Genomic DNA, 16,282 nt, shown 5'->3' on the forward strand with positions numbered 1-16,282 from the left:
TCGATGGAAAAATATAATAGAGAAGAATTTGAAGAAGTAATCGTCGATATCGGTCGGGTTACAAAGGTTGTTAAAGGTGGTCGTAGATTTAGATTTACAGCTTTAGTTGTTGTTGGTAATAGAAATGGCCTAGTTGGCTTTGGATATGGCAAAGCCAAAGAGGTGCCAGATGCGATGAGAAAAGCGATTGACGACGCATTTAAAAATATTATCCACGTTAAGATCAAGGGCACAACTATCCCTCACGATGTAGAGGTAAAATATAACGCAAGTAGAATGTTACTTCGCCCAGCTAGCGAAGGTACTGGTGTTATCGCTGGTGGTAGTGCACGTCCTATTATCGAGCTTGCAGGTATTAAGGATATCCTTACTAAATCACTTGGCTCAAACAACTCAGCAAACGTCGTTCGTGCTACTATAAAAGCACTTAGTTTGCTAAAAAGCTAAGAGAAAGGAGTTAAGATGGCATTAGAAAAATTAACACCTGCTGCAGGTTCAACTCATGCAACTAAAAGAATAGGTCGTGGTCAAGGCAGTGGCAATGGCAAAACTGCTGGCAAAGGCAACAAAGGTCAAAGAGCAAGAAAAGGCTATAATGAAAAAAGAGGTTTTGAGGGCGGACAACAACCACTTCAAAGACGTCTTCCAAAGGTAGGCTTTGCTTCTAAATTTGAAAAACCTTATGTTATCAATGTTGAAAAGATCGCAGCTATAAAAGAACTTGCGGAAATTTCAATCGCAACAATAGCTAGCGTTCATAAAATTTCAAAGAGCGTTACTAAGATAAAACTAATCGGTGCAAGCGCAAAAGCTCTTGCTTCAAAGATCAAAGACGAGAACGTTAGCGTTAGCGGAACAAAATAATGGATAAAACACTGACCAACAAGATTTTGATCACGTTGGCATTTTTGTTCGCATACAGGATACTGGCTTATGTGCCAGTTCCTGGTGTTAATGTCGACGTAATTAAAGAATTTTTCAATTCAAACAATAGCAACGCCTTGGGTCTATTTAATATGTTTAGTGGTAAGGCCGCTGAGCGTTTAAGTATCATATCTCTAGGTATCATGCCTTATATCACAGCTTCGATCATCATGGAGCTTCTAGCAGCGACATTTCCAAAGTTAGGTCAGATGAAAAAAGAGCGCGACGGTATGCAAAAATATATGCAAATCATACGTTATGCAACCATCGTTATCACTCTTGTACAATCAATCGGCGTCTCTATCGGACTTCAAAGCTTAAGCGGTCGTGGTGGCGAGCAAGCTATCATGATAGATATGAATTTATTTATCGCGATCTCTGCTGTGTCTATGCTAACTGGCACTATGCTACTTATGTGGATAGGTGAGCAGATCACACAGCGCGGTATAGGCAATGGTATAAGTCTTATCATCTTTGCGGGCATCGTCTCTGGCATACCTAGTGCGATCGGCGGAACTGTAAATTTGGTAAATACTTCTGAGATGAATTTCTTAACAGTCATCGCTATTTTGGTGATCATTTTAGCGACTATTGGTGCTATTATCTTTGTCGAGATGGGCGAAAGACGTATCCCTATTTCTTACTCAAGAAAAGTAATAATGGAAAATCAAAACAAACGTATAATGAACTATATACCGATCAAAGTAAATTTAAGTGGCGTTATTCCACCGATATTTGCTAGTGCGATTTTGATGTTTCCAAGCACTATTTTGCAGGCTAGCACAAATCCAGTAATCCAGGCTATCAACGACTTTTTAAGTCCAAATGGCTATATGTTTAACGTTTTGACATTTTTATTTATCATCTTCTTTGCGTTTTTCTACGCATCTATCGTGTTTAATACAAAAGATATAAGTGAAAATTTAAAGAAACAAGGCGGATTTATCCCAGGCGTTAGACCAGGCGAGAGTACAGCTAGCTATCTAAATGAAGTAGCTGGCAGGCTAACTTTAGGTGGTGCTTTATACTTGGGTATCATTTCAACATTACCTTGGGTACTTGTAAAGACTATGGGCGTACCATTTTATTTTGGTGGTACATCAGTTCTTATCGTGGTTTCAGTAGCACTTGATACGATGAGACGTATAGAAGCTCAGTCTTATACAAACAAATATCAAACTCTAAGTGCAGTAGGTCTATAAAATGGCTATCACGCTAAAAAGACCAGCTGAAATAGAGAAAATGAGAGCGGCGAATAAGATCGTCGCTCGAACACTTGATCATGTTTCTACGATCATAAAACCTGGAATTTCACTTCTTGAGATAGATAAAATTTGTGAAGATATGATAAGAGCCGCTGGAGCAAAACCTGCTTTTAAAGGGCTTTACGGCTTTCCAAATGCAGCTTGCATAAGCGTCAATGAAGTGGTGATCCACGGAATTCCAAACGAGTACAAACTAAAAGAGGGTGATATCGTTAGTGTAGATATTGGCTCAAATTTAGATGGTTATTTTGGTGATTCAGCTAGGACATTTGGAGTTGGTAAAATTTCAAAAGAAGACGAAGCTTTGATCGCTTGCTCAAAAGACGCGCTATATTATGCGATTGATTTTATAAGAGCTGGTATGCATTTTAAAGAGATTAGCTACGAGCTTGAGAAATTTATTCTTGGTAGAGGATATGTACCTTTGCGCGGATATTGCGGTCATGGCATAGGCAAAAGGCCACATGAAGAGCCAGAAATTCCAAATTATCTTGAAGGGAACAATCCAAAAGCTGGACCAAAGATAAAAGAGGGGATGGTTTTTTGTATAGAGCCGATGATCTGCCAAAAAGATGGCACGCCAGTTTTAGGAAGCGATAACTGGAAAGTAACCTCAAAAGATGGTTTGAGAACTAGCCATTATGAGCATTGCATGGCGATAGTTAATGGCAAAGCCGAAATTTTAAGCCAAGCGTAAAATTTATAGCAAAAAAATTTAAAGAAAGGAGAGTTTGTGGCAAAAGACGATGTCATTGAGATTGATGGAAATGTTGTTGAAGCACTGCCAAATGCAACTTTTAAAGTTGAGCTTGACAACAAACATATAATTTTATGTCATATCGCTGGAAAGATGAGAATGCATTATATAAAGATAATGCCTGGCGACCGCGTAAAAGTAGAACTTACGCCATATAGCCTAGACAAGGGCAGGATCACTTATAGATATAAGTAAATTTAGGCTCTTGGCAAATATGCTAAGTAAATTTAAAGCTGGTTTTGGGTAAAATCCAAGCTTTGCGAAAAGCTGTATGAAGAATTATTTTCAAAGTTCCCCACTTATTTTGAAAATAGTTGGTTTAAATTCTTTCTTTAGACCTGATGCAGCCCCTAAAAAAGTGGAATAAATTTTTAGGAGACTAAAATGAAAGTTCGTCCTTCTGTAAAGAAGATGTGTGACAAATGTAAAATTGTCAAACGTAGTGGCATAATTCGTGTTATCTGCGAAAATCCAAAACATAAACAAAGACAAGGATAAGGCATGGCACGTATTGCAGGTGTAGATTTACCAAACAAAAAGAGAATTGAGTATGGTTTGACTTATATCTATGGTATAGGTCTTTATAAATCTCGTCAAATTCTTGACGCAGCTGGAATTTCTTACGACAAGAGAGTTTATGAGCTTAGCGAAGACGAAGCAGCAGCTATCCGTAAAGAAATTCAAGAGCACCACGTCGTTGAGGGTGACTTGAGAAAACAAGTTGCTATGGATATCAAAGCTCTTATGGATCTTGGAAGTTATAGAGGTCTTCGCCACAGAAAAGGTCTTCCTGTTCGTGGTCAAAAGACTAAAACTAATGCTAGAACCAGAAAAGGCAGACGTAAAACTGTCGGTGCGGCTACTAAGTAAGGCAAGGGTTAAAGGATAATAAATGGCGAAAAGAAAAATTGTTAAGAAAAAAGTAGTTAGAAAAAGTATAGCCAAAGGTATCGTTTATATCAGTGCAACATTTAACAATACTATGGTAACTGTAACTGATGAGATGGGAAATGCTATTGCATGGAGTAGTGCAGGTGGCTTAGGCTTTAAAGGTAGTAAAAAATCAACTCCTTATGCAGCTCAACAAGCCGTAGAAGATGCTTTAAATAAAGCAAAAGAGCACGGCATTAAAGAAGTTGGCATTAAGGTTCAAGGTCCAGGTAGCGGACGTGAAACGGCTGTTAAGAGTGTAGGTGGTGTTGAAGGTATAAAAGTAACTTTCTTCAAAGATATCACACCTTTACCACACAATGGTTGCAGACCGCCAAAACGCCGCCGCGTATAATTAGAGAAAATTAGGAGAAATTATTATGGCTAGATATACAGGACCTGTTGAAAAATTAGAAAGACGTCTTGGTGTGTCTCTTGCGTTAAAAGGCGAAAGAAGACTTGCTGGTAAAAGTGCTTTAGAAAAAAGACCTTATGCACCAGGACAACACGGACAAAGAAGAGCAAAAATAAGCGAATATGGCTTACAACTTCGCGAGAAGCAAAAAGCTAAATTTATGTATGGCGTTTCAGAGAAACAATTTAGAAGATTGTTCCAAGAAGCAGCACGCCGCGAGGGCAACACTGGTGCTCTTTTGGTTCAACTACTAGAGCAGAGATTAGACAATGTTGTTTACAGAATGGGCTTTGCAACGACTCGTCGTTTTGCTCGCCAGCTTGTAACTCATGGACATATTTTAGTAAATGGCAAGAGAGTGGATATCCCATCTTACAGAGTGGAGCCAGGCTCTAAAGTAGAAGTTGCTGAGAAATCTAAAAACAATCCACAAATCGTTCGTGCGATCGATCTTACAGCTCAAACTGGCATCGTTGCATGGGTAGATGTGGAAAAAGAGAAAAAATTTGGAATTTTCACTAGAAATCCAGAAAGAGAAGAGGTTATCATTCCTGTTGAGGAAAGATTTATAGTAGAGCTTTATTCGAAATAATAGAGGGTATAAAGATGAGAAAGATTACTACATCAGCTTATATGCCAACTGAAATTGAAGTTAAAAGTGTTAGCGAAAATGTAGCTAACATCACAGCATATCCTTTTGAAGCAGGTTATGCTGTTACTTTGGCTCACCCGCTTCGCCGCCTTCTTTACACAAGTACGGTAGGTTTTGCCCCTATTGGTGTAAAGATAAAAGGCGTTAGCCACGAATTTGATAGTATGCGCGGCATGCTTGAAGACGTAGCATTTTTTATTATAAATTTGAAGAAGATCAGATTTAAATTAAAAAGCAGCAGTGAGCGTGAAGTTATAGAGTATAGCTTTAAAGGACCAAAAGAGATAACTGGCGCTGACCTAAATAACGACCTAGTTGAGATCGTTAATCCAGATGCATATCTTGCGACTATCAACGAAGATGCTGAGTTAAATTTCTCAGTTATCATCCAAAAAGGTATCGGATATGTTCCTAGTGAAGAGATCAGAGAAGAGATCGAAGACGACTTTATCGCACTTGACGCTTTCTTTACACCAGTTAAAAAAGCAGTTTACGATATACAAAACGTCTTGGTTGAAGATGACCCAGACTACGAGAAAATCGTATTTACGATTACAACAGATGGTCAAGTTGGTCCAGTAGAAGCTTTTAAAAATTGTTTAGAAGCTATGTATCAACAAATGTCAGTATTTAAAGGAATTTTAGATATTGATGTTAGCGCCCCAGTTGCTAGTTCAAGTGCAAGCGGCGAGTTCTCAAAGCTACTTTCTAGTGTAGAAGATCTAAATTTAAGCGCTAGAAGTTTTAACTGCCTTGACAAAGCCGATATTAGATTTATCGGTGAGCTTGCGTTGATGGACGAAAATGAGCTTAAAGAGCTTAAAAATTTAGGTAAAAAATCTCTTGAAGAGATAAAAGCGGTTATGGAAGAGATAGGCTATCCAGTTGGTGTCGATGTGTTAAAAGATAGCAAAGAGCAACTCAGAAAGAAAATAACCGAGCTAAAATCACAAATGAGTGCAAAAGAATAAAAGGACAATAGATGAGACATAAACACGGATATCGCAAACTTGGTAGAACGTCATCTCATAGATCTGCATTGCTTAAGAATTTAGCGATAGCTATCATCAAAAGCGAAAAGATAGAGACAACTTTACCAAAAGCAAAAGAGCTTAGAAGCTATGTTGAAAAGCTTATCACAAGAGCTAGAAAGGGCGACTCTAACGCTCACAGAGCAGTATTTGCTTCATTGCAAGACAAAGAGACTACAAATAAGCTAGTTACTGAAGTAGCTCCAAAATTTAAAGAGCGCAACGGTGGCTATACAAGAATCATCAAAACTCGCGTTCGCAGAGGCGATGCGGCTGAGATGGCTTATATAGAGCTAGTAGCTGAATAATCCCCAGAGAGCCTATCTGGCTCTCTTTTCTTTCTAAATTTTTCTTTTTACGTTTATTTTTTAAAAATTTTGTTTTAAATTTATCCATTTTAGTCTATGGCAAATTTACAAGTCGGAGCATTATAAATTTTTATTTCGTGGCTTTTAGATGAGCTGCTGTGATAGGTTAAAATAGTTGGTGTAAGTAAATTTATAGCGGTTTGTAAGCACAAAAAACGCAAGCAGACACTCTTTAATTTATGCCAAAAACTTTCAAAATGAGGTTTTAAATTTCTAGCTCAACTTATCTATTAAATTTTAAAGCCAACGCCATAAATTTCTAAATTTAGATCTAGTAGTTTTTAAATTTTACTTCGGTGATTTTTTGTGATATTTGCTTTGGGCGGGTTATTTCTATTTTGAGTGTTTCTAGGTTAAATCTATAAGCTATTTTGCGATGTTTTAGGATTAGGGACTATATATTTAAGATGCAAAACCAAAAGCAGGGTAAATTATCCAGATAAACTATCTCAAATTTAAATTATTCAAAAAAACAAATTTAAAATTTATAATCCAAAAAGTTGCAAAATTCTAAATTTTGATAGACTACAAAAAGGGCTTGGCCAATGTAACTAGGGTGACCAAGAAGATGACATAAATTTGATCTGAAATAGCCTATGATATGACAAATATGCGGAGTTGTATATGGTAAATTAACAACCAAATATATAGACTAGATACGATAAAACTAAACCAAAATATATGAACCAGATACAATCAAAAACCGATAGATGCAAATTCTACAAAGTAAATTCTAAATTCCAGCCTTCTAAAATATCCAAATTTATCCAGTCTCAAGCCAGCCTAAATTTACAAGTCAAACTCTACAAATTTCTAAATTTTACTCTGAAAGAGACGATATTTGTTTTAACTATCTTACAAAGGACTTGAGATGATAGGTGGTGTAAATGGAGCTAATGTAAATTTATACAGTGGCTTTCAAAACATTAGAGAGCAAGGCGCTAGCCATATTAAACCAACTTCAGACGAAAATTCCTTAAATTTCTCATCTCAGAATTTAACCAAAAAGACCAACCAAAGCAGTGAGCAGATAAATTTAAGTCGCACGAGCGAGAGCAAATTTAGCAAAGATGATGAGCCACTAAAATTTGCTAGAGATAACTCACTCACAGGCATGGCCGCTAATGGCAAGATAAGTATCTGGGGCAAGCTCATGGGATACGACAAGCAAATGAGACAAGATGAGATAAACGAGCTTAAAAGCTTTGTTAGTCAGACCGAGGCGCTTGGCTTTGGAAGACTTTACGAATCGATCATCGGATACTATCCAACAAACGTCGATCTCTTTGCGAAAGAGTACACGTCAAAAGATGATAACGGCACCTTGCTTGGACTTAGACACAAGAGCCACGTGGAGGGCTTTGAGATACTTGATAAGGACATGAGCGTAGAAGAATTTAAGGATAGGTGGCTGGATTATGCGCTGAGGCAATATCTTGGCGAGAGGGTCGGCGTGGAGAGTATTACGATAGGCAAGAAGGCTATCTCAATGCTAACCAGCACGAACAAGCCACCGATCGAATATGAGACAATGCAAAGTATAAATTTCACTGACGATGAGAGCAGGCAGAGATTTTTGACGCTGATGAAGGCTGGCATGAAGAGCGGCGCGAAATTTAAAGAGGTGATAGAGGGCGTGCTGTCGCTTTATAATGTGCAAAACACGGACAAGCTTGATGGCAACAAGGTCTATGCCTCGGTGATCGGTCGAAGCGAGAAACTAGCGACCTACGATATCAATAAAGATGAGAAATTTGCCTACCTTAAGGAGCTAATGCGCCTTGAAAAAAGCGGCATAGACATACTAAAACTGATGGAGAAAAGCCAGAAAAAGCGAAATTTAGACGTAAGAGTCTAGCTATTTTCTTATCAATTTAACCTCCAAAGCCATCTTTTTACTTTCAAGTGATACAATTTTGATTTTAATTATTACATTTTGCTTTAAATTTAACGGGAGCTCTTATGAAAAAAGTGGTTTGGTTAAATCCTGTTGTAAAAAACATCTACGACTTTGCTGCACTTAAAGAAATTTTGCAAGACAAAGGCTTTAGCGTAGTAGAGTGCGAAAAGGACCACGTTAAAAGCGTAAAAAACGCATACAAAAACGCTCTTGCGCAAAGTGAGCTTATTTACGATAGTCGCTGTCCGAGAGCTGTAAATTTCATCAGGGCAAATTTCAAAGAGCAGGCCGATCTCATCTCAAATTTAAACCCCATTTTAATAGAAAGCGCGCTTGAGCTTAGCGCAAAGCTAAAAGAGGACGAGTGGCTTTACATGACGACGCCCTGCGAGGACTTGGCAGAGCTTGGCAGAGGGCTAAATTTAGCGCGAACCACATTTTTGACGTGGAGAAGCTTTAGGGAGCAAAACGCCATAAATTTAAAGATGCGCAACATCGAGAAAAGTCCGATACCGCCGGGCTTTTTTACAAATTTGGGCGTAAAAACACTAAGTCTTAGCAGCAAAGAAAGGATAGAAAACGCCCTTTCATATAAATTTAGCGAGCTTAAAAACTACCAGATCATCGAGCTTTTATACTGCGAAAACGGCTGTCACAACGGAGATGGGCTGTGAGGGAGATTTTTAAAAAGAGTGTTTTGATCCTAGTGATCTTTGCCATCTGGCAGGTCGTTTGCGAGCTAGAAATTTTCACGCCGTATATCTTGCCAAGTCCGCTATCTACGCTAAAGACGATGTATAGCATGAGCCTAAGCGGCGAGCTTGCTACGCATACGATCATCAGCTTTAAGCGTATATTTGCAGGATATGCTCTCTCGTTTGCCCTAGCGCTCGTGCTTGGCGGTATAGCGGCACTTTTGCCAAAGATCAGTGTTTATTACGAGTGGATACTGGAGTTTTTTAGAAATATCCCGCCGCTTAGTTTGATCGCCATTTTGGTGCTTTGGTTTGGTATAAACGAGACGCCAAAGATCATCATTATCATCCTAGCCTCGTTTTTCCCGATGTTTCTAAGCATCCAAAAGGGGCTAACGAGCTGCGACGTGAAGCTCATCGAAGTCGGTAAAATTTTTGGTTTTAGCAAATTTGAAATTTTTTACAAGATCATCTTAAAAAGCGCGCTAAAAGATATCTTTGTCGGCATACGAATAGGCTTTGGCTACGCCATGCGCGCGATCATCGGAGCGGAGATGATAGCGGCTTCAAGCGGGCTAGGCTACTTAATCCTTGATGCAGAGGAGCTCTCACATGCGGATAGGATATTTGTGGGCATTTTTACGATCGGCATTTGCGGCGTGCTCATAGATAGGCTCTTTTTGCTTTTGATAGCGAAATTTAGCCTTTTACGAGGTGAGAAATGATAGAAATTTCAAATTTATCCAAGCATTTTTTTATAGGCGAAAAGCGTATCGATGTCTTAAAAGAGCTAAATTTGAGCATAAAAAAAGATAAGATCACTGTCATACTTGGCAGAAGCGGTTGTGGCAAAACTACGCTTTTAAGGCTTGTTGCTGGTATTGAGAGCGTAAGTCAGGGCGAGATAAAATTTAAAGAGCAAGCAAAGATCGGCTTTGTCTTTCAAGAGCCCCGTCTCATGCCGTTTTTAAACGTATATGAAAACATCGTTTTTCCTCTTAAAAAGCAGGATATCGAGGCTGAAAAGATAGATAGCTTGATATCGATGATAGGGCTTAGCGACTTTAAATTTGCCGCAGTTTCGCAGCTCTCTGGCGGTATGAGCTCGCGTGTTTCGCTTGCAAGGGTGCTTGCATATGAGGCAAATTTGATCCTAATGGACGAGCCATTTGCCGCGCTTGATGCATTTACGAGAGCTAGCATGCAAGCTGAAATCCTAAAAATACAAGCTGGCAAAACCATCCTTTTTGTCACTCATAACATCGACGAGGCGCTATTTTTGGCTGATGAGATCATCTTGCTTGAAAAGGGCGGGATAAAGTCAAGCTACGAGCTATCAAATTTAGCAAGGCCAAGAGATCTGCTAAGCGAGGAGCTAATAGCGATAAAACGCAAAATTTTGAGTGAAATTTAGGCAAATAAAATGATAATTAAAACCAAAATGAAGCAAAAGATTATATAATCTTGAAAATTTTTAAAAGGAGCAAGTATGAGAAAGTTTTTTAAGGTTTTGTGCGCGGCCTCTTTGCTTTGTCTAGTTGCAAACGCAAGCGAGGGCTTAGATAAGATCGGCATGACCTACGTCAAATCGCCGCTAAACGTCCCATCGATCGTCGATAAATTTAAAGGCTTTTACGCAAAGTCTTTTGGCATGCTGGTCGAATACTCCGAAATCACCTCGGGTGCTAAGCAAACGCAAGCGCTCGCTTCAAATTCGCTCCAGTTTTTAAACTGCGTTGGCGGCACTTCGGTCATACTTGCAGCGGCAAATAAGGCTGATATAAAGATCATAAGCGCCTATTCAAGGGCACCAGAGGCCTTTGTTATATTTTCTAAAGATAAAAACATCAAGTCGCCAAAAGATCTAAAAGGCAAAAAAGTAGCAGGCCCAAAAGGCACCATCTTAAACGAGCTTTTGGTGAGATACCTAGCTCTTGGCGGACTTAGCATAAACGACGTAGAGTTCATCTCTATGGGTATCCCAGCTGCGCAAGCTGCACTTGAAAACGGCAGCGTCGATGCAGCGCTTCTTGCAGGACCAGCGGCCTACAACGCTCAAAAATCAGGCCTAAATGTAGTGACAACTGGCAAAGGCGTCATCACACCAGTCATCGTCACGGCAACAAGCGGAGAGTTTTATAAAAAGCATAAAGATGTAGTTGAGAAATTTAAAAAGGCTCAGGATGAAATTTTGGCCTACATCAAATCAAACGAGGATGAGGCGCTTAAATTTACAGCTGAAGAGACTGGGCTTAGCATAGAGGCGGTAAAGAGTATGTATCCTCAGTACGACTTTAGCTCAAAGATCACGGCTGATGATATAAAAGCGCTTGAAGCTACGCAAGAATTTATGCTTGAAAGTAAGATGATAGAGCATAAAATAGATATAAAATCACTTCTACTAAACTAAATTTAAAGGGCAAATTTGCCCTTTTTTCTCACAAAAAACCACCAAAATTTAAAGCCAAAATGCCCCCAGAAAAAGCCTAAAAAACGTTTGTTTGCACTTTATCTGCTATAATAGCTAAAAAATTTAAGGAAAAAATATGATCCCATTTAGTGATGAAGAGCTTTTAAAACCAGTGACTGCGAGTTTGCAAAAGGTGCTACCGATGCTTGAAAATGACGGCGGCGGCATGGAGCTACTTGGCATAAAAAACGGCAAAATTTATGTAAGACTCACAGGGCATTGCCACGGATGCGCAGCTAGCACAACCACGCTAAAATACGGCATCGAAAGGCAGCTTCGCATAGACATTCATCCAGAGCTTGAGGTCATAAATGTCCCAATAGGCGAGGAATTTGACATTGATAGATTATAAAAAAATAGGCATAAAATATTTCAAACGCTCTAAATTTAAAGATGCGATCTTTTACTTTTCACTAGCCTACGAAAAGACGCAAGAGAAAAATTTGCTATTTTTGATACAAATTTGCTCTCTTGGCGAGGAAAATGCCGAGGAGGCAAAGCTCTTGTTTGACTACTACATGGCTAAGGTAAGAGCTGGCGAGGACGACGAGGGCATGGAGGAAATTTTAAAAATTTTAGAGTCCAGAGACGAGGAGAGCGAGTATTTTGAAGAGCAAGACGCGATCAGCTACGAGGACTTTAAAAGGGCTGTTTATAAGGACGGCAGCTTTAAAAAGGTCTTTGAAAACATCATGTTCTCAACGAAGGTCATGATCTCAAACAAAGACGATTTTTTGGAATTTTTAGGAAATTTGATAAAAAATGACTTCATCGATATGAGCATGAACTACCTTGAGAGTGCGGCGGTGATGTTTGGCGGCGACGAGCGTATAGATCAGCTTTTTAAAGAGATACAAAAAAGACAAAACGATGAAAATATCAGTAGAAAATAGCTTCATAACAGATGACTCAAACGAGTGCGAACAGGGTGCATACTTTGTGCAAACTACTGCAAATGCGAAATTTGCAGAGGCTGCGGCAAAAAACGGCGCTAAAATAATCACCCTTGAAGAGTGCAAAAAGCTTTTAAAAATAGATGAAAGCTTAAAGATAGTTGGCATCACAGGGACAAATGGCAAGACCACAACGGCTGCGGCTATCTACGAGACCCTGCGAAAGTTAGGCAAAAAATGCGGGCTAAGTGGCACTAGAGGGGCTTTTATAGAGGGTGAGCAGATAGATGACAAGGCGCTTACGACAAGTGCCATTTTAAAGACGCTCTCATATCTCAAAGCAGCCAGCGAACAGGGCTGTGAGTACTTCGTGATGGAGGTTAGCTCACACGCGATCGCTCAAAAACGCATAGAGAGCTTAAATTTTGCTCTTAAAATTTTTACAAACCTAACGCAAGATCACCTAGACTACCACAAGAGCATGGAGGAGTACGCTAGGGTAAAATCAAGCTTCTTTGACGATGAGAGCGTAAAACTCATAAACATTGACGATGGTGGAGTTAAATTTAACCCAAAAAACGCCTACACATACGCACTCAAAAAGCCAGCTAGCTTTGCGCCGATAGTTTATGGGCTAAAAGACGGCATAGACGCAGTTATCAAGACGCCAAATGGCGATGTGGAGATAGACTCAAGCCTTCAAGGCGAGTTTAATCTCTATAACCTAATCGCCGCTCTTGGAGCTGTTTGCCTGCTAGAGCGCCCAGAAGCGGCCGCACTTTCAAAGGCGATAAGTAAATTTAGGGGAGTGAGTGGCAGGATGGAGGTCGTTAGCACCGATCCGCTAGTCATCGTGGATTTTGCCCATACGCCTGATGGCATCGAAAAGGTGCTAAACTCGCTTAGACATCTAAATTTGATCGCGGTCTTTGGCGCAGGCGGCGACAGAGATAGGACAAAGCGCCCTAAAATGGGAGCGATAGCCCAAAAATACGCAAGAATTTGCATCGTTACAAGTGATAATCCAAGAAGCGAAGAGCCAGAGAGCATAATCGATGAAATTTGCGCTGGCATGAGCCAAAATGAAAATTTGATACGAAACGCCAACCGCAAAGAGGCGATCGCGCTAGCCATTAGCAAGCTAGAACCTGGCTGGGCGCTTGTCATACTTGGCAAAGGCGACGAGCCATATCAGGAGATAAAGGGCGTCAAGCACCCATTTAGCGACAAAGAAGTAGTAAAAGAGCTTTTAAAGAGGTAAAAATGAATATAGAAATTTTAGCTAGTAAGATCCACAGAGCCGTCGTAACAGACGCAAATTTAAACTATGTTGGCTCGATCAGCATCGGCGAGGAGCTTATAAAAGCTGCAAATTTGATAGAAAATCAAAAGGTTGAAATTTTAGACGTAAATAACGGCGAGAGATTTGCCACCTACGTGATAAAGGGCAAAAAAGGCGAAATTTGTCTAAACGGCGCAGCTGCTAGAAAGGTCTGCGTTGGCGACGTGGTCATCATCGTGGCTTATGCTAGTATGAAATTTAAAAAGGCTAAGAAATTTAAGCCAACCATCGTGCATGTAAATAACAAAAACGAGATCATAAAGGAGTAGGCGATGTTTGAGGGATTTGACTTTTCAAAGATGGGGCAGATGCTTGAGGATGTGCAAAAGCAGGCCAAGCAGATGGAAGAAGAGAGCAAAAATAAAGAATTTGGAGCAAAAAGTGGCGGTGGACTGGTGAGTGTTAGAGCAAACGGCAGCGGCGAGATACTTGATATCAGCATAGATGATAGCTTGCTTGAAGATAAAGAGAGTATGCAAATTTTGCTAATAAGCGCCGTAAATGACGTGCTAAAATCAGTTGAGGCCGATAAGAAAAACACCGCTTCAAGGATGCTTGGCGGCCTTGCTTCGATGGGGATAAAATGAGATTAAAATATAAATTTGCCCTTGCATTTTTGCTATCAGCACTTTGCCTAAACGCCGATCCTAGGCCTACTCAAGAGGACTTTAACGCCTGCTTTGAAAAGAACAAAAACTCAATCGTCTCGGTAAATAAACACTTTGGCGTGGCTATCACTAAAAATTTGATCGCAGTGCCAAAAAGTGACGGAGCCCCGCTTGGAGAATATGTCAAATTTGACCCATATTTGCAGCTTTTCTTAGTGCGCTCTAGCAAGGAGCTAAGCCCTGTTGTGATGGCTGATGAGACCAACGAGGAGCGCATCAAAAAGAGCACTTGGGTTGGCATTTTAAACGATGCAAACAACACCGTCATGGGTCACATCAAGTCTTTGGGGCAAAATTTAGGCGACTTTGATACGCTAAGCTTCGAGTATAACGCGACTGGCGAGATAAACACGCCTTGTTGCAAGATGATAGGCATAGCTGTTGGAGCTGATAAATTTATACCAAACCGCTATTTAAAGCACTTTGTATCTTACGATGATGTATATTACGGCGATATCGGCGTGAAATTCTTACAAAAAGAGGATAAATTTTTTGTGGGTCTTGTTGATCCACTAGGCCGCGGCAAGATGATGATGGTTGATGATGAGCTTGTTAGTGTAAATGGTATCAAGCCAAAGAGCCTAAGAGAGCTAAATGAGATGGTGCTTTTTGCTCCAAAGGGCGCAAAACTGGACATCATAGTGAAGCGTGATAGGCAGGAGCTACTCTTTCAAGTGCCAGTAAGCGGGGATGTGAAATTTAACCAAAGCCTCGACATTGACGCTCCTTCAAGCCTTGATCTGCCAAATTTAAATGTCATGCCAAAGTCGCCTGAAAGCTTGCTAGATGATAAAGTTTTGGTGGATTATGGTATCACGGTTGATAAAAATTTAGTAGTTACTAAGGTCGAGCCAAAGTCAAATGCCGACATCTTTGGCATCAAGATCGGCGATAAAATTTTAGGCTACAACAAAGAGAGCGTGAGCAGCCGCGAGGAGCTTTTAGAAAAGATAAGCGATCTGCAAAATTTCGTGCTTTTATTTACTAGAAACGACTTTCAGTTCTTTGCAAGAGTGCCAAAATGAGCCTACTTGAGGACTTCGTAAAATTTCTAAATGCAAATTTGCCAAAGGCGCCTAGCTTTCATCCTTACTACGAGGAGGCACTTGGCGTTATGCTAAAGGCTGGAGGCAAGCACTTTAGGGCGCTTTTGCTTCTTGGTGTGGTCGAAAATGTCGATAAAAGCCTCACGCAAAAGGCGATGAGAGTGGCTTTGGGGCTTGAGATGATGCACACATACTCGCTCATCCACGATGATCTGCCGTCTATGGATAACGCAAGCCTAAGGCGCGGCACACCAACGCTTCACGTAACATACGACGAGACGACTGCGATACTTGCAGGAGATGCGCTAAATACGCATGCTTTTTATGAAATTTCACGTGCCGATTTACCAGCCGACACTCGTATAAAGTGCGTTGAAATTTTAAGCCAGAATGCTGGTGTTAGCGGCATGGTGCTAGGGCAGGCGCTGGATTGTTTTTTTGAAAATACAAACAAAGAGGACATCAAAAGAGCAAAGGCTAAATTTGGCCTCTCTGGCAAGATGCTAAGCCTTGATGAGCTAGTCTTTTTACACATCCACAAAACCGCAAAGCTCATCGCTGCTAGCCTAAAAATGGGCGCTGTGATAGTAAATTTAGACGAAAAAGAGTGCGATAAAATTTATGATATCGGCCTAAAGCTTGGGCTTGCTTTTCAGATACAAGACGATATCATCGATCTTACAAGCGACGAAGCGGCCGCTGGAAAGCCCGTGCATAACGATCTAGCTAAAAACTCATTTACAAATTTACTAGGTCTATCTGGCGCAAAAAAGAAAAAAGATGAGCTTATTTGCGAGATAGAAGAGGCACTAAAGCAGATAGATGCAAACATTGCAAAGATGATCTTAGGGCTTACAGACAAGCATCTAAGATAGTGCGTAAATTTCGTAAATTTATATCACTTTTTAGACATTTTGGGCAAAAAC

The 16,282-nt window shown here is 40.2% G+C and carries 23 protein-coding genes; all 23 read left to right on the forward strand.

Annotated features, from left to right (window positions below):
* Nucleotides 1-3: 3 nt before the first annotated feature.
* The 23 genes from rpsE to CYP84_RS06615 all read left to right on the forward strand — a co-directional run bounded on the left by rpsE (nucleotide 4) and on the right by CYP84_RS06615 (nucleotide 16,231).
* The gene (gene rpsE / locus CYP84_RS06505; protein WP_002941646.1) at nucleotides 4-447 is read left to right on the forward strand and encodes a 30S ribosomal protein S5; all 444 of its coding nucleotides are present in this window, start codon (nucleotides 4-6) and stop codon (nucleotides 445-447) included.
* 15 nt (nucleotides 448-462) lie between these two features.
* The gene (rplO, locus tag CYP84_RS06510) at nucleotides 463-864 is read left to right on the forward strand and encodes a 50S ribosomal protein L15 (protein WP_002941506.1); all 402 of its coding nucleotides are present in this window, start codon (nucleotides 463-465) and stop codon (nucleotides 862-864) included.
* A complete protein-coding gene (secY, locus tag CYP84_RS06515) occupies nucleotides 864-2,126 on the forward strand; it encodes a preprotein translocase subunit SecY (protein ID WP_009295263.1) in 1,263 nt (420 codons plus the stop codon). The genes rplO and secY overlap by 1 nt, the downstream gene beginning before the upstream one ends.
* Nucleotide 2,127: 1 nt before the next feature.
* A complete protein-coding gene (gene map / locus CYP84_RS06520) occupies nucleotides 2,128-2,886 on the forward strand; it encodes a type I methionyl aminopeptidase (protein WP_103637021.1) in 759 nt (252 codons plus the stop codon).
* A gap of 36 nt (nucleotides 2,887-2,922) precedes the next feature.
* Nucleotides 2,923-3,141 (forward strand): translation initiation factor IF-1, encoded by a 219-nt coding sequence (gene infA, locus CYP84_RS06525; RefSeq protein ID WP_002848031.1) that lies wholly within the window; start codon nucleotides 2,923-2,925, stop codon nucleotides 3,139-3,141.
* Between the two features lie 189 nt (nucleotides 3,142-3,330).
* The gene (rpmJ, locus tag CYP84_RS06530; RefSeq protein WP_002941545.1) at nucleotides 3,331-3,444 is read left to right on the forward strand and encodes a 50S ribosomal protein L36; all 114 of its coding nucleotides are present in this window, start codon (nucleotides 3,331-3,333) and stop codon (nucleotides 3,442-3,444) included.
* Between the two features lie 3 nt (nucleotides 3,445-3,447).
* Complete coding sequence (gene rpsM / locus CYP84_RS06535) at nucleotides 3,448-3,816, forward strand: 30S ribosomal protein S13 (protein ID WP_012140556.1); 369 nt, start codon at nucleotides 3,448-3,450, stop codon at nucleotides 3,814-3,816.
* A gap of 22 nt (nucleotides 3,817-3,838) precedes the next feature.
* Nucleotides 3,839-4,231, forward strand: coding sequence for a 30S ribosomal protein S11 (rpsK, locus tag CYP84_RS06540; protein ID WP_002941551.1), 393 nt, complete (start codon nucleotides 3,839-3,841; stop codon nucleotides 4,229-4,231).
* Nucleotides 4,232-4,256: 25 nt separating this feature from the next.
* The gene (rpsD, locus tag CYP84_RS06545; RefSeq protein ID WP_002941501.1) at nucleotides 4,257-4,883 is read left to right on the forward strand and encodes a 30S ribosomal protein S4; all 627 of its coding nucleotides are present in this window, start codon (nucleotides 4,257-4,259) and stop codon (nucleotides 4,881-4,883) included.
* Nucleotides 4,884-4,897: 14 nt separating this feature from the next.
* Nucleotides 4,898-5,914, forward strand: coding sequence for a DNA-directed RNA polymerase subunit alpha (locus tag CYP84_RS06550; RefSeq protein WP_103637022.1), 1,017 nt, complete (start codon nucleotides 4,898-4,900; stop codon nucleotides 5,912-5,914).
* An 11-nt stretch (nucleotides 5,915-5,925) separates the two neighbouring features.
* A complete protein-coding gene (rplQ, locus tag CYP84_RS06555; protein WP_002941584.1) occupies nucleotides 5,926-6,282 on the forward strand; it encodes a 50S ribosomal protein L17 in 357 nt (118 codons plus the stop codon).
* Between the two features lie 931 nt (nucleotides 6,283-7,213).
* Nucleotides 7,214-8,200 carry a hypothetical protein gene (locus CYP84_RS06560; RefSeq protein WP_103637023.1) on the forward strand — a complete coding sequence of 329 codons (987 nt, stop codon included), beginning with the start codon at nucleotides 7,214-7,216 and terminating at the stop codon, nucleotides 8,198-8,200.
* Between the two features lie 104 nt (nucleotides 8,201-8,304).
* The gene (locus tag CYP84_RS06565) at nucleotides 8,305-8,916 is read left to right on the forward strand and encodes a hypothetical protein (RefSeq protein WP_103637024.1); all 612 of its coding nucleotides are present in this window, start codon (nucleotides 8,305-8,307) and stop codon (nucleotides 8,914-8,916) included.
* Entirely contained in the window at nucleotides 8,913-9,662 is a 750-nt protein-coding gene (locus tag CYP84_RS06570; protein ID WP_103637025.1) for an ABC transporter permease, read from the forward strand. The genes CYP84_RS06565 and CYP84_RS06570 overlap by 4 nt, the downstream gene beginning before the upstream one ends.
* On the forward strand, nucleotides 9,659-10,351 hold the full coding sequence (locus tag CYP84_RS06575; RefSeq protein ID WP_103637026.1) for an ABC transporter ATP-binding protein: 693 nt from the start codon (nucleotides 9,659-9,661) through the stop codon (nucleotides 10,349-10,351). Before CYP84_RS06570 ends, CYP84_RS06575 begins: the two co-directional genes overlap by 4 nt.
* Nucleotides 10,352-10,426: 75 nt before the next feature.
* Complete coding sequence (locus tag CYP84_RS06580) at nucleotides 10,427-11,347, forward strand: ABC transporter substrate-binding protein (protein ID WP_103637027.1); 921 nt, start codon at nucleotides 10,427-10,429, stop codon at nucleotides 11,345-11,347.
* Between the two features lie 136 nt (nucleotides 11,348-11,483).
* Entirely contained in the window at nucleotides 11,484-11,759 is a 276-nt protein-coding gene (locus tag CYP84_RS06585; RefSeq protein ID WP_009295267.1) for a NifU family protein, read from the forward strand.
* On the forward strand, nucleotides 11,746-12,300 hold the full coding sequence (locus CYP84_RS06590) for a histidine kinase (protein ID WP_103598711.1): 555 nt from the start codon (nucleotides 11,746-11,748) through the stop codon (nucleotides 12,298-12,300). The genes CYP84_RS06585 and CYP84_RS06590 overlap by 14 nt, the downstream gene beginning before the upstream one ends.
* Nucleotides 12,278-13,561 (forward strand): UDP-N-acetylmuramoyl-L-alanyl-D-glutamate--2,6-diaminopimelate ligase, encoded by a 1,284-nt coding sequence (locus CYP84_RS06595; protein ID WP_103598704.1) that lies wholly within the window; start codon nucleotides 12,278-12,280, stop codon nucleotides 13,559-13,561. The genes CYP84_RS06590 and CYP84_RS06595 overlap by 23 nt, the downstream gene beginning before the upstream one ends.
* A 2-nt stretch (nucleotides 13,562-13,563) precedes the next feature.
* Nucleotides 13,564-13,911, forward strand: coding sequence for an aspartate 1-decarboxylase (gene panD / locus CYP84_RS06600; RefSeq protein WP_002941539.1), 348 nt, complete (start codon nucleotides 13,564-13,566; stop codon nucleotides 13,909-13,911).
* Between the two features lie 3 nt (nucleotides 13,912-13,914).
* Entirely contained in the window at nucleotides 13,915-14,229 is a 315-nt protein-coding gene (locus CYP84_RS06605; RefSeq protein ID WP_002941513.1) for a YbaB/EbfC family nucleoid-associated protein, read from the forward strand.
* Nucleotides 14,226-15,335, forward strand: coding sequence for a DUF7488 domain-containing protein (locus CYP84_RS06610; protein WP_103637028.1), 1,110 nt, complete (start codon nucleotides 14,226-14,228; stop codon nucleotides 15,333-15,335). Before CYP84_RS06605 ends, CYP84_RS06610 begins: the two co-directional genes overlap by 4 nt.
* Nucleotides 15,332-16,231 carry a polyprenyl synthetase family protein gene (locus CYP84_RS06615; protein ID WP_012140543.1) on the forward strand — a complete coding sequence of 300 codons (900 nt, stop codon included), beginning with the start codon at nucleotides 15,332-15,334 and terminating at the stop codon, nucleotides 16,229-16,231. Before CYP84_RS06610 ends, CYP84_RS06615 begins: the two co-directional genes overlap by 4 nt.
* Nucleotides 16,232-16,282: the final 51 nt, after the last annotated feature.

The organism is Campylobacter concisus, from assembly GCF_002912425.1.
Lineage (GTDB): Bacteria > Campylobacterota > Campylobacteria > Campylobacterales > Campylobacteraceae > Campylobacter_A > Campylobacter_A concisus_AH.

Bases quoted from the DNA above. Each gene is read 5' to 3' on its own strand.
- rpsE (WP_002941646.1), top strand. From the start codon at position 4: ATGGAAAAATATAATAGAGAAGAATTTGAAGAAGTAATCGTCGATATC.
- rplO (WP_002941506.1), top strand. From the start codon at position 463: ATGGCATTAGAAAAATTAACACCTGCTGCAGGTTCAACTCATGCAACT.
- secY (WP_009295263.1), top strand. From the start codon at position 864: ATGGATAAAACACTGACCAACAAGATTTTGATCACGTTGGCATTTTTG.
- map (WP_103637021.1), top strand. From the start codon at position 2,128: ATGGCTATCACGCTAAAAAGACCAGCTGAAATAGAGAAAATGAGAGCG.
- rpmJ (WP_002941545.1), top strand. From the start codon at position 3,331: ATGAAAGTTCGTCCTTCTGTAAAGAAGATGTGTGACAAATGTAAAATT.
- rpsM (WP_012140556.1), top strand. From the start codon at position 3,448: ATGGCACGTATTGCAGGTGTAGATTTACCAAACAAAAAGAGAATTGAG.
- rpsK (WP_002941551.1), top strand. From the start codon at position 3,839: ATGGCGAAAAGAAAAATTGTTAAGAAAAAAGTAGTTAGAAAAAGTATA.
- rpsD (WP_002941501.1), top strand. From the start codon at position 4,257: ATGGCTAGATATACAGGACCTGTTGAAAAATTAGAAAGACGTCTTGGT.
- CYP84_RS06550 (WP_103637022.1), top strand. From the start codon at position 4,898: ATGAGAAAGATTACTACATCAGCTTATATGCCAACTGAAATTGAAGTT.
- rplQ (WP_002941584.1), top strand. From the start codon at position 5,926: ATGAGACATAAACACGGATATCGCAAACTTGGTAGAACGTCATCTCAT.
- CYP84_RS06560 (WP_103637023.1), top strand. From the start codon at position 7,214: ATGATAGGTGGTGTAAATGGAGCTAATGTAAATTTATACAGTGGCTTT.
- CYP84_RS06565 (WP_103637024.1), top strand. From the start codon at position 8,305: ATGAAAAAAGTGGTTTGGTTAAATCCTGTTGTAAAAAACATCTACGAC.
- CYP84_RS06575 (WP_103637026.1), top strand. From the start codon at position 9,659: ATGATAGAAATTTCAAATTTATCCAAGCATTTTTTTATAGGCGAAAAG.
- CYP84_RS06580 (WP_103637027.1), top strand. From the start codon at position 10,427: ATGAGAAAGTTTTTTAAGGTTTTGTGCGCGGCCTCTTTGCTTTGTCTA.
- CYP84_RS06585 (WP_009295267.1), top strand. From the start codon at position 11,484: ATGATCCCATTTAGTGATGAAGAGCTTTTAAAACCAGTGACTGCGAGT.
- CYP84_RS06595 (WP_103598704.1), top strand. From the start codon at position 12,278: ATGAAAATATCAGTAGAAAATAGCTTCATAACAGATGACTCAAACGAG.
- panD (WP_002941539.1), top strand. From the start codon at position 13,564: ATGAATATAGAAATTTTAGCTAGTAAGATCCACAGAGCCGTCGTAACA.
- CYP84_RS06605 (WP_002941513.1), top strand. From the start codon at position 13,915: ATGTTTGAGGGATTTGACTTTTCAAAGATGGGGCAGATGCTTGAGGAT.
- CYP84_RS06610 (WP_103637028.1), top strand. From the start codon at position 14,226: ATGAGATTAAAATATAAATTTGCCCTTGCATTTTTGCTATCAGCACTT.
- CYP84_RS06615 (WP_012140543.1), top strand. From the start codon at position 15,332: ATGAGCCTACTTGAGGACTTCGTAAAATTTCTAAATGCAAATTTGCCA.